9 protein-coding genes and 1 pseudogene are annotated in these 12,046 nt (G+C 49.3%); 4 read left to right on the top strand and 6 right to left on the bottom strand.

Annotated elements, in window-relative coordinates:
• Window positions 1-6: 6 nt before the first annotated feature.
• Complete coding sequence (locus tag M977_RS00840; RefSeq protein ID WP_064511660.1) at window positions 7-966, top strand: YbgA family protein; 960 nt, start codon at window positions 7-9, stop codon at window positions 964-966.
• A 155-nt stretch (window positions 967-1,121) separates the two neighbouring features.
• On the opposite strand, the gene M977_RS00845 is transcribed toward M977_RS00840, so the two are convergent.
• On the bottom strand, window positions 1,122-2,006 hold the full coding sequence (locus tag M977_RS00845; protein ID WP_064511661.1) for a LysR family transcriptional regulator: 885 nt from the start codon (window positions 2,004-2,006) through the stop codon (window positions 1,122-1,124).
• 204 nt (window positions 2,007-2,210) lie between these two features.
• On the opposite strand from M977_RS00845, the gene M977_RS00850 reads away from it, so the two are divergent.
• On the top strand, window positions 2,211-3,347 hold the full coding sequence (locus M977_RS00850; RefSeq protein WP_074391960.1) for an alpha/beta hydrolase: 1,137 nt from the start codon (window positions 2,211-2,213) through the stop codon (window positions 3,345-3,347).
• Between the two features lie 162 nt (window positions 3,348-3,509).
• Window positions 3,510-4,700 (top strand): MFS transporter, encoded by a 1,191-nt coding sequence (locus tag M977_RS00855; protein ID WP_064511663.1) that lies wholly within the window; start codon window positions 3,510-3,512, stop codon window positions 4,698-4,700.
• A gap of 403 nt (window positions 4,701-5,103) precedes the next feature.
• On the opposite strand, the gene M977_RS00860 is transcribed toward M977_RS00855, so the two are convergent.
• From M977_RS00860 to M977_RS00880, 5 genes are all read right to left on the bottom strand, one after another.
• A complete protein-coding gene (locus tag M977_RS00860) occupies window positions 5,104-6,267 on the bottom strand; it encodes a DUF1120 domain-containing protein (RefSeq protein WP_167351078.1) in 1,164 nt (387 codons plus the stop codon).
• A gap of 31 nt (window positions 6,268-6,298) precedes the next feature.
• Window positions 6,299-8,767 (bottom strand): fimbria/pilus outer membrane usher protein, encoded by a 2,469-nt coding sequence (locus M977_RS00865; protein WP_064511665.1) that lies wholly within the window; start codon window positions 8,765-8,767, stop codon window positions 6,299-6,301.
• Window positions 8,768-8,794: 27 nt separating this feature from the next.
• Entirely contained in the window at window positions 8,795-9,538 is a 744-nt protein-coding gene (locus M977_RS00870) for a fimbria/pilus chaperone family protein (protein ID WP_209438593.1), read from the bottom strand.
• Between the two features lie 531 nt (window positions 9,539-10,069).
• Complete coding sequence (locus tag M977_RS00875; RefSeq protein ID WP_064511666.1) at window positions 10,070-10,744, bottom strand: fimbrial protein; 675 nt, start codon at window positions 10,742-10,744, stop codon at window positions 10,070-10,072.
• Between the two features lie 74 nt (window positions 10,745-10,818).
• Window positions 10,819-11,475 (bottom strand): DUF1120 domain-containing protein, encoded by a 657-nt coding sequence (locus tag M977_RS00880; protein ID WP_064511667.1) that lies wholly within the window; start codon window positions 11,473-11,475, stop codon window positions 10,819-10,821.
• 286 nt (window positions 11,476-11,761) lie between these two features.
• Between M977_RS00880 and M977_RS24830 the strand changes: the two are divergent.
• A pseudogene (locus M977_RS24830) lies at window positions 11,762-12,031 on the top strand (transposase); the annotation flags it as partial.
• Between the last annotated feature and the right edge of the window lie 15 nt (window positions 12,032-12,046).

Consider the following 12,046-nt stretch of genomic DNA (forward strand, 5'->3'; position numbering starts at 1 on the left):
TACACCATGAATACTAAACCTATCATTGGGATCAGCGGATGTTTAACCGGCTCAACAGTGAGGTTTGACGGCGGTCATAAGCGTATGGGTTTTGTCATGGACGAGCTGTCTCAGTGGGTGACCTTCAAACCCATCTGCCCAGAGATGGCCATCGGCCTGCCCGTTCCGCGCCCGGCGCTGCGCCTGGTTCAGACTACCGAAGGCGATATCCGGATGCGCTTTAGCCATGCCCCTCACGATGACGTAACGCAGAAAATGGCCACATTCGCTGACGCCTGGTTACCACAGCAGGCTAATTTGTCAGGCTTTATCGTCTGCGCGAAATCACCGAGCTGCGGCATGGAGCGCGTAAGGCTGTATGATGAAAAAGGTAATCGTGGACGCAAAGAGGGTGTGGGTCTATTTACCGGTGCGCTGCTGGAAAAATTCCCGTGGTTGCCCGTAGAGGAAGATGGCCGCCTTCACGACCCGGTGCTGCGTGAAAACTTTGTCGAACGGGTTTTCGCCTTACACGAACTCAACACCCTGCGGGCAAACGGCCTGACTCGCCGCGCACTTATGGATTTCCACAGCCGCTACAAACTCCAGCTGCTGGCGCACCACCAGCCAGGCTACCGGGAAATTGGGCCTTTCGTCGCCTCGTTGCACGAATGGGAAGACCTTGATGCTTTCTTCGTCGAGTATCGCGAAAAGCTCATGACGATCCTGAAAAACCCTGCGTCACGTAAAAATCACACTAACGTGCTCATGCATATTCAGGGCTACTTCCGCAAACAACTGAATACTCGCCAGCGCGGGGAGCTGCGCGACGTGATCCTTCATTACCGCGATGGGCTGTTACCGCTCCTCGCCCCACTCACCCTATTGAACCATTATCTGGGCGAATACCCTGACAGCTACCTACTGACGCAAAACTACTTTTCCCCCTACCCCGAAAATTTATGCCTGCGTCTGTCGGTTAACTGAGCACGCAATGCATTCAGACCTGACGGAAAATAGTGACCCTTAAGTCAATACTTGAGGGTCAGCCAGCTTTTGACGCAGTGAATGGATGCAGCCAGCAAAGATGCAACTTGAAGTGTGACGGATATATCAAATAAACGACGATCCATGATCTCTTATTAAATTCGCAATGTATCAATGACGAGTCTCAGAGCGGGTGACACATTGCGATGAGGACAATAAAGGAATGATCCCTCCAGGCGCTGACTGTGAGGTTGTAAGACTCTGATGAGTCTACCCCGCTCTAAATCATGAGCGACCAGTTCCTCAGGGACATAAGCCAGTCCCAGGCCAAGCCTTGCGGCTTCCGCCTCCATATAGCTGTCAGAAAAGACCCACTGGCCCTGTGGTCGGTGGGTTATTTTTTTCTCGTTATGATGGAGTTCCCACTGGTACAAACTGCCGTCGGCAAACTGATAGGCAATACAGGGATGAACCACTAAATCAGCCGGTGATTGTGGAAAACCGTAGCGCCGAAAATGTTCGGGCGTTGCAACAACGGCCATCTCCATATCGGGCGTAATACGCACTGCAACCATGCCACTGCCAACCTCTGGCCCAAGTCGAATGCCCGCATCAAATCTCTCCGCGATAATATCGACAAACCGGCTTTCACTAATCAGCTCCAGCCTAATGTCAGGGTAGCGCTGCTTAAATATCGCCAGTTTTGGCAAAAGGACTTTATCAATGGCGTGAAGACTGGCATTAATACGCACCGTGCCAGACGGGGTCTGACGGTAATGAGCCAAGGTGGCAAACCCCATATCTATAGCATCAAACCCTGATTCTGCTGTCTGGTAGAGCTGCTCACCGGCCTGTGTTAACGATAGCCTGCGCGTGGTACGGACCAGAAGCTGTACACCCAACCTTTCCTCTAGTTCGCGCACAGAGCGGCTAATACCCGACTGAGCAAGCCCAAGCCGCTGTGCCGCTGCAGTGAAACTGCCTTCCCTCACGACCTGCATAAACAGGTAGAGCTCATTATAGTTTTCCCGTTTTGCCATCAAATCACCCTCCGGACTGATATCAGCGGATAGCACTTATGCCCGCAGCATAACTTTCATTTATAACAATATGATATTAATCCTAGCATTTATCACCCTCTAATCAGAACGATACTTGCTAACTATAATGAACGCATTGAAAAAAGCGCAGCAGTGTTGTCCGTATGAAACCTGTACCTTCATCTTGATTTTCAGGGATTATTTATGAGCACTTTCACCAGGAAACTAAAAGCCTCCGTACCTGCAATGCTGCTATGCGCATCATTAAGTGGAGTTTCAACAATGAGTCATGCCGATGCAATAAACCCAAATGCGCCCATTTCGGTGGTAGAAAAATGGGACAAAACTTTCGCCGAAAGCAATAAAGTGGACCATCGCAAGGTGACATTCCAGAACCGCTACGGGATTACTTTAGTCGGGGATTTGTACCTTCCAAAAGAACGTGGCGACCGCAAACTTGCAGCAATTGCTATAAGTGGCCCGTTTGGAGCGGTCAAAGAACAATCCAGCGGTTTGTATGCACAGACTCTGGCTGAAAACGGTTTTGTTACGCTGGCTTTTGACCCGTCTTATACAGGCGAAAGCGGTGGCTATCCACGCAACGTCGCTTCTCCTGATATCAATACCGAGGACTTTAGTGCGGCGGTCGATTTCCTTGGATTACAAAAAGAGGTTGATCGTGCGCGTATCGGTTTACTCGGCATCTGCGGTTGGGGTGGTATGGCGCTAAATGCAGCGGCCATGGATACCCGAGTGAAAGCAGTCGCGACTAGTGTGATGTATGACATGAGCCGCGCCATGGGTCACGGCGTTGGGGATGGAAAAGACCGTTATTCAACGGCCGATCGCCGTGCCGTGTTGCAATATCTGAATGAGCAGCGATGGAAGGATGCGCAAAGCGGAACTATAGCCCACGCAGGTCATGATATTTATGTCGACGATAAGGGAAAAGTCAGCACTTCTGAGCGCATTTTGCCGGAAACATTGCCTGCGAATCCAAACCCGGTACTGAAAGAATTCTTCGATTATTACCGGATGCCACGCGGTTTCCATGCCCGTTCAGTTAACTCTACAGGCGCGTGGACTGCCACAACGCCATTATCGTTTATGAATATGCCACTTCTGAGCTATGCAAATGAAATTGCCATCCCTACGTTGATCGTTACGGGTGAAAATGCGCACTCACGCTATTTTGCTGAAGATGCCTTTAAAGCGATTGGAAGCAAAGAGAAAGAACTGGTTATTGTACCGGGAGCCAATCATGTTGATTTATACGACAATGTCGCCGGCAAGATACCTTTCACTAAATTTGAACAATTTTTTGAAACTAATTTAGAGTAAGCATCTCAGTCAGAGTAATTTCAAATACCACCTGTTATAGGCAGGTGGTATTAATTTAACCCCACACTTTCTTAATCAGAAATTTTACCGCCATAAATTACCTACGAGCCTTAGTCGATTATCATTTAATAATGATTGGGGTAATATTCAGAGAAAAAGATAATGCCCACACTGAGCTATAAAACATCCTGTTATAAAGATCGCGCGTACTGGGGCGGCGTTTTTTCAATGACATTATGCATATTTGTATTGATTGCATCGGAATTTATGCCTGTCAGTCTGCTGACGCCTATTGCCACGGATTTGGGGGTTACCGAAGGGCTGGCAGGCCAGGGAATTGCCATTTCAGGAATATTTGCGGTGTTGACCAGCCTGACTATATCTACCATTTCCGGGAACCTGAATCGTAAATATCTACTGCTGGGGATGACAATTCTGATGGCGATGTCCGGGACCGTTATCGCACTGGCTTCCAGCTATCTGGTTTATATGGTGGGGCGGGCCTTAATTGGTATTGCTATTGGAGGTTTCTGGTCAATGTCTGCTGCGACGGCCATTCGCCTGGTGCCCCTGCATCAAGTCCCCCGCGCATTGGCGATTTTTAATGGGGGAAATGCGTTGGCGACTGTCGTTGCTGCACCGCTTGGCAGCTATCTTGGTGCAACTATTGGCTGGCGCGGGGCCTTTTTGTTTCTGGTACCTGTTGCGATAGTGGCCTTCATCTGGCAGTGCTTCAGCCTACCAAATATGGCAGCAGATAAAAGCCGCCAGTCGCATAGCGCGATATTTCAACTATTGCGCCGCCCAATAGTTTCAATTGGCCTTCTGGCCTGCGGATTATTTTTTATAGGGCAATTCGCACTATTTACTTATGTTCGTCCGTTTCTTGAAACCGTACCCCAAGTGGATATCACCACCCTATCGCTCATTCTGTTCACCATCGGCATGGCAGGTTTTACGGGTACCCTGGTCATCGGTACATTTTTGAAAGCAGGGTTTTACCAGACACTGGTAGCCATCCCGTTAATCATGGCCTGTATTACTGGGATGTTGATGTTGACCGGATACAATGTCGGAGTTGTCACTTTACTGCTGGGTTTATGGGGACTTGTTGCTACAGCCGCACCCACTGGATGGTGGACATGGCTGGCACGCACGTTGCCCAATGATGCTGAAGCAGGCGGAGGACTGATGGTCGCAGTTGTCCAGCTCTCTATTGCGCTTGGTTCAACGGTAGGCGGCATTGTATTTGACAACAGTGGCTGGCAAAGCACTTTTAGTTTGAGCGGTGTATTTCTGTTATGCGCAGGGGCACTAACATTGTTCATATCCCGGTTAGAAGGCGTTAAATAAAAACGACAGTCTGCGCGCAGCGGAATATTCGCTATGGTGCAATTTTGTGCCCACGGATGGGTTAAACGACAATTTCCATGTCGTTTTACCCATAAGCTGACATAAGCCTGATCGAATAATCAAATAGTTACGTTTGGCTTAATACCCATAAGGTGACAATAAAATTACCCATAAGCTGGCATAGACTAACTAATAGTCCAGATGCTGATTTTATATGTAGTAAAATTACACCATTAATCTATGAAAAGTTCTTCCCTATAGCGTTCAACCGTGCTCCATAAAACGATTTACGGTTAAGTCTCTGCATAATAATGAAGAGACTTAACTTTAAAAATTAATCAACGGTACCCGGCGGAGAAATACCAACTTAACAATTTCAGCCTACTAACTGCTTAAAAATGGGTTAAATGTAGAACACTTCAATGGTCGCGGAACCTTTTATCTCAATCTCGTCACTGACGTTTAAAGCTCTTGTCGGTGCAATTTCAACATCGACCGTTAACAGGGTGTTAAGTTGTTCAATTGGGCTCGGACCGGTGTTGCTGCCCGCACGTGTAGTAAAGCCTGAAAGTGAATCTTTACTCAGTGCCATACGCCCACTGACCGCCTCCGACCAGCTACTTGCAGACAACGGAGCCTGGGTCAAATATAAGTCGGCATGGCTATCCGCCTGGCTGCTGGCACTATCAATGCTCAGTGTATATGAACCTATCGGATTGGCACTGCTATCGTTGCCAAGTCCGAATTGTTCATTCCCACTTCGCGCCGCAGTACCTAGTTGGTTATCAATAGTTTTTAATGCGAAGCTGACAGGCGCTTCGCAAGCAACGCTAAGTTGAATGTTGCGCGATTGTAGCTTCTTTGATTCGTTCACACTCAGATCGCGATGTGATATTTTGCCCAACTTAACCGTGCCACCATGGCTCAGCATTGGCACACAAGAAACAGGTAACGTCCTCGCTCTGAGATTGAGATAACGGCTTTCACCGCCGGGTGCCAGCTCCAGCCTTCCACTCCCCTGCCATTCAGTCGCATTGCGTAACTTTAGTTGTGATTCTTGTGCACTGGCACTCACATCTATCGTGGCGTGTAAATGAGATCCATTCATAGGCTTACCATCACGAATCATAGTTATCCCTTGATCGCCTTCCCATGCCAGAGAAGACTCGCTATTTGCGGGTAGCTGACCCGATGCAGACACATGACCAAGTGTCACCTGCTGGCCGTCCAGGGTCACGTCACGTAAATTAAGCTGATAATGACCACCTGCACCAAAAATGTAACCGGGCTGATTAATGTTAGCGGCCGCGCGATAAAACAACGTCATATCAGTAGGCGTATCGCATTTGACGCTCAGATTAAGAGTCCGTTGGCCTAATGAAACGCGCTGCTGCGTTCGGGTTAAGAGGTTACGATTAAGCTGACCAAAATCAATGTCGCTATTATTTAGCGTCATCGTACACTCCGGGGTCTGGGCTACTGCAAGGTTTGCCTGGGTGAAACCCGCCACCAGCAGCGAACCCAGCATGCTGGTGCGCAGCATCCATGATGATAACTGGGGATTCAAACAAACGAATTTCTTTATCATATTACCTGTTTCACATTGCCCGACAGATGGCCGGAATTGTTTCATAATAGTTAAGTTCATCGGCCTGTTGCGGTAGGTTAATGTCTACCCGGCAACGTGGCATATCAGCTCCGGTAATCCACAACGTTTTGAGATGTGTGGCATCCTCCAGGAACACTTCACCCGGCCGTTCGACCATACTTAACGGTTGATTATTATCGTCAGTTATTAAGGCCCCACTCGGTAAAGGCTGACCGGAAGGTATCGTAATTTTCATTAATACCCGGCGGGTTGTTGTCGCTTTAAAATCGACACGCTGGACCGCGCCTCGCCCTGCCCGCACTTGCGCAACACCTTCATGAATATCAACATTCCGCGGCAGACTCTTATTATTTATTTCCACCGTATTGCGCCCGTATCCGCTGAGCTGCGAGATAACTGCATAGCCTTTACTGTCTGTCCAGACCGGGCCACTGGGTGTATTAACTTTTACTCCGGATACATCCCCAACGCTGACCAAACCAAAGGTTTCTTTAACGGCGTAAGGCGTGGCGGTGAGACCTTTACTGTGCGCAACCAAGCCGCCGCGCATCCCGCCACTGAAGCTATTTTGCTTGTTTCCGTCGCCGCTGTAGTCAATATCTACCGAGCTGTAGCGTGGAATGAAGGAGGCACCCGCATTGAATGAGGTCGTCTTATCTCGGAGATTCTGCTCCCCTCCGACCCGATAACTGAAAGCATCGTTCACAGAATCACTGGCAGAAACTCCGAAACGGCGTGCCCCACCACTTTCACGCATCGTAGTTGTAATGCGCGGCCGGTCGCCAAACGGAATATTCAGGCTGACGTAATAGCTATTAGTGTCTTTTGACATACCTTCGGGAAGTGTCGAACTGCCTAAATCGCGTTCTGCGGAAAGGCTAACGGCCACATATCCAAAAGTGAGCCCCCAGGTTGCCGTCGCGCGACGTGTGGTGCTGCCATCAGAAAGTGAACCCTGTGAATAACCACCGCTTAGACTCCCCAACCATGGGTGGCTCCAGCTTAGGCGGGCGTCCAATTGCTGATGATGACGAACCCGTGTTTCATCTTCGGCAGGCGTATAGCTGACATCCAGCAAATCGCGGAAACCCGGACTTTGCCAGCTACCGGCCACTTCAGCACTCCAGCGCGAACCGACGTTTTGTGTTAACGCCAGGCGCATAAGCCCGCCCTGCACACCTTCACGACTGGCCCACGAGCCGAGCAAATCCCACTGCACCATCGCCCCTTCCCACGGCCTATGACCAATTCCACTTCCCGCAGACAGGTAGTTAGTTGCCAGCATCGCGCCGTTAGCATTCGAAGTATCAGGCCCAAGAGCACCGGTCCAGCCCGCGCTTGCCACCAGTGGTTTTTCCGTTGCCCCTGCCACATTACGAACCTGACCTATCGCATAGGCATACCCACTTTCCGGCGATGCAACACCTGCAGCCGCAGGAGAAACGGTGAAGCTGTGCTGACTGCCGTCGGATTCAATGACCTTAACGTCAAGATCAAATCGCTGGCTGATACGCGGAACATCCGTCAAGACAAACGGTCCTGCTGGAACCACGGTGGTGTAAATCAGGGACCCCATTTGCGACACTTCAACTCGAGCCTGACTTTGAGCAATACCCTCAACACGGCCGAGCATATTCTGCTGGGAAAGTGCCTGTTCATTCAGCCACTGCATACCGTTAATTTGAGCCCCGCTTAATACCGGGTTCGCCAATCTTATTTGCCCCGCCTGAAAGACAGCCCCAAGCCCGGCAAAACTGCGCTGAGCATAGGCTTCCATATGCTGAAACTGCTTCTCGCCATTGTTACTGCTATAAATCTGGCGGCTACGCACAATCCAGTCGGCGGCATTGAAACCCAGTTCCGTACTAGCTGAATAACTTCGGCTGGATCCACCATCATATTCACTGTTAATACCCAACAGTTCATAGTTAAGCAGTGCCGCCGTACCGCCAGAGGCATACCCACTTGCATCCCGTGTGACACGCAAAGCTTCAGAGGGCACAACCAGTTCAATTTCGTTGTCACCCACGCGTAATTCCACCAGCGTCAGTGGGTATGCTACAAGAAATGCCTGGCAAGACTCGCTGGTTGCGTCGCTATCTGCTGTATCCGGGTCTCGATTTAAAGGGTCGTTTAATCCCACATCTGCCAGTAGCGACGGAGCGAAACACAGTTCTCCCTGCTGATTAAAGCTTGCATTAATTTTGCCTTTATCACTGCCATTGACGATAAATCGGACATTATGTTTACCGGGGGAAAAACGCGCGCTGTCACGAAAATAATCAGCCAGTTCCGGGTCGATGCCACGCTGTTTGAGAATTTCGACAGAAAACTCTTCCTCTTCTTTTCCCATCGTTTCGTTTTCATTAGCCAGCGCAGTGGGCATGACTACACTTACAGGAATAAGCATACCAGCCGTCAGCAGTCGTCTGGTTTTGGGTGTCAAAAATGCAGTCATAGCGAGAAGCGTGTTCCTGAAAGAAAATTATTGAGATACGTTTTTGCCATTAAGAGGCGCGTCATAATGGTTAACGGCATAGCCATAAACCGTTGCAGGCGCAATACGTACCCCACTGGCAGAGGAAGCTGCACTAGTGACAGAAACGTCCAGTTTTTCACCTGGCAGGATGTAGCTTTTAGCGATCTGCGCGCGCGTCTGAGAAGGGAGCAATGTCACCTCAGGAGAAAGACGCACGACATAGGCGCTAGGGTTACTGACTGTCAGCTTTCCGTTGGACAATGACCATTGCAGGCCGATCCATGGTGAATCATTACGTGCAAGCCCACGCGGATGAATAATCACCGGCAGGTTCTGTCGCACGCTAACCCCCACTCGTGACTCATTTTGTGTGGCTTCACGTTTCTGGGAAGGAATACCTTCAAAACTGGCTCTTTTCAGTCGCTGAGTTTTTAACGGTGTATTGCCAGTACGTAAAATAAAACGAACCTGTTGTGCTTTCCCTGCTTCCACTCGCGTCACAGAAGGAGTCACCAGCAGCAAAGGTTCTTTATCTTCAGGGATATCGAGCACTTTGACATGCAGCAGTGAGGCAGTAGAGTCACTATTGGTCACCTTCATGGTCGCTTCACCGTCGGCTTCGTTAACGATAACCACCGATGTTTCTGGCACCATGCCATCAGCTATTACGGGTTTCGCCACAGTTAAAACGAGCGCACCAAACAACGTCGCAGTCAAAACGGAAGGGTTATTTTTAAGCATAAATTTCATTATCTGAACTCTTTCATGATGTGAGTGAGGCTTCAGGCGTAAGCCACTCCCTGCCGCGCCAAAGCAATATCCGCGTTAAACATCACCTTGATGTTAACGAATCAGAACGCCGAACAAATGTTGCCCGATATCCTGATGTGGCGGCATCCTACGTATCAGGCATAGTAAGGAACACGGAATAAAGCTGAAAAGTTCTTACCTGAATTACTATCTAAAAATCAATAAACTACAGGGGTTCAGCTCCGATCTTGCTGGACCTTCCCGTTGCATTGCGTTTGAAGTATCAGGTTCGTTGCGGGGATTAAAACTCTTGGGCAGCTATCGGGGAATATGTATTGTTTTTACCGAAACATGGCCTGGATACCTGCCATCCTCAATACCATTTGATTTACCCGACAGCCTGCAAACACGGAATTGACCGGGCAGCGGGCCGAGACAGAGTTATTGACCGTGCCCCCTTTCCTTTCTACAACGATATTCCAACAAGATTTTCAGGGGGGCATTCTCATTTCCGTCCATTACCCGGGTCTATTACAGGTATCTCACCACCACGCTCGCCGAGCCTTCCAACCGAATGACGCCTGACGTATCCAGCTCGTCACGCGGATTAATGCTCATCCGTAAATGCCGGGGAATATGCATTTCTTTTACGGTTGGGTGGTAGATGTAATAACCATCTTCCGCACCATTATAGAGACCCCCGCCCTCATATGAGCTGCCAGCAGGACAAGATAGAGGGATCTGGCGGCCTCTCTGTATTCTGATGAACGATAGAATTGCAATTAGATTGCCGTCCCCCGCATCTACCTTTATTAGTTCATTGTCCTGTAAACCAACACCGCAACCAGCAGCCACCGCCTTGTTCGCTGAGGGCAGCCACCATGCCAGCACGCCAGTATCCTTCCCACTTGCGTGGGGCGCTAACTGGCCGCCATTATCAAAGGGGAAGGCCACTAACAACTTTGTTGGTGCCGGGCAGACTATCCTGATGGTTTTTGCACGTAGTAGATGGGTGGAGTCATTACTGTTCAATTCATCAGAATGGATTGAACCGAACTTAAACGCGGCACCATCGGGCACGACAACGCTGCATGTACTGGGCGCAATAGAGCCCACCACATTAATATTGGCTTCACTTGCAGCGAACACAGGCGATGTAAGTGTTGCGAGCAGTGCTGTCGCAATCAGAGTTTTTAGGGTTTTCATAGTAATTCCTACAAGCGAATCGACCCCGGAGACGAGATCTATGGCCGGTCACGATGGACCGGCACACCCTCTGATTAGAGGTATTCCACAACGAGAGTAGCGGAACCTGAGAAGTCAAAGTTGGCAGTGGTATCAAGCGTATTGAGCGGGCCAATTTCTGGGCGAACCTGCAACGTACCGCTTAAGGTAGATAGTGGTTTCACTGCGGTAGCTGCAGCCGTGTCTGCAAACCCGAGCAAGGTACCATCGTACTTTATTGCAGGGCCACGATCGCCGGAAACTGGAGCTGCGGCCCATGTGGTACCATCAGTTGAGATAAGACCAACCACCGCTGCGCCATCACCCTGCACATCGTTCGCGAGGTTCAACGTGTATTGCCCAATGCTGGCTGTTCCTTGTCGACCCAGACCGAAATTTGCACCTGTGGCAGAATCCAGTGCCGTTCCAATGGCATTATCTACCGCTTTAATGGCAAATGGAGCGCTTGCCCCGGCACAATCAACATTGAAAGACACGGTTTTCATATCTAACGAAGTTCTGGCTGTCTCGGAAAGATCGGCCACAGAGATATTGCCATAGTTAATCCCGCTCGTACCCAGTGTCGGAGTACAAGCGACTGGGGTGATAGTGCCCGTAACATTCAGCGTAACATCGCTGGCCGCAAATGCCTGGGTCGAAGCCAGCATGCCAAAAGCCAATGTAGACAATGCAAATTTGTTATTTTTGAACATATTTAAATTCCAGTAAATGGAGGTTAGTTAAATAAGCAGCTAGAGCCGCTCCACTCACCGCCTCATAAAAGCACGTGAAAGTACATGAACTGCGGTAATGGCGAAAAAAGTATCACGCAGAATATGGTGCAAGAACTGAAAAAACCTTATTTAAAATACTGATATTTATCAAAGCATTAAGGTTGCAATTTCAGGTTTAGTAAGGCGGTTCCTGGTGTTATCCGGGTATCTCATGGCAAAACAAAAGTTCAAAATCACCAATTAGACATACTACAACAAGGCACTTATCAGTCGCGGTTCACCCACAGCACTATTCCGATATGGCCATCACCACCGTTTTGATGTTTAAACGTGTGTTTCACCTCACGTTGCGGGCTGTACAGAGCTTTATCAATTCGTTTAATAAACTGAAAAGTGCCGATTCGCTGTCCGGATTATTTCTGCGTAAGTAAGCGGGCTAACTCCATCAATCTCTATTTCAAAACCCCGACATGCGGCGAAATTGCAATCTGATTATCGATTCCACCTGGCTGAAATGTTCGGGGAAGGCGAGTGGTAAGTGAAAAAACAC

Origin of the sequence: Buttiauxella gaviniae ATCC 51604 (assembly GCF_001654835.1) — a bacterium.
GTDB lineage: Bacteria > Pseudomonadota > Gammaproteobacteria > Enterobacterales > Enterobacteriaceae > Buttiauxella > Buttiauxella gaviniae.

Coding starts and splice junctions, on each gene's coding strand:
- M977_RS00840 (WP_064511660.1), top strand. CDS start 7: ATGAATACTAAACCTATCATTGGGATCAGCGGATGTTTAACCGGCTCA.
- M977_RS00845 (WP_064511661.1), bottom strand. CDS start 2,006: ATGGCAAAACGGGAAAACTATAATGAGCTCTACCTGTTTATGCAGGTC.
- M977_RS00850 (WP_074391960.1), top strand. CDS start 2,211: ATGAGCACTTTCACCAGGAAACTAAAAGCCTCCGTACCTGCAATGCTG.
- M977_RS00855 (WP_064511663.1), top strand. CDS start 3,510: ATGCCCACACTGAGCTATAAAACATCCTGTTATAAAGATCGCGCGTAC.
- M977_RS00865 (WP_064511665.1), bottom strand. CDS start 8,767: ATGACTGCATTTTTGACACCCAAAACCAGACGACTGCTGACGGCTGGT.
- M977_RS00870 (WP_209438593.1), bottom strand. CDS start 9,538: ATGAAATTTATGCTTAAAAATAACCCTTCCGTTTTGACTGCGACGTTG.
- M977_RS00875 (WP_064511666.1), bottom strand. CDS start 10,744: ATGAAAACCCTAAAAACTCTGATTGCGACAGCACTGCTCGCAACACTT.
- M977_RS00880 (WP_064511667.1), bottom strand. CDS start 11,475: ATGTTCAAAAATAACAAATTTGCATTGTCTACATTGGCTTTTGGCATG.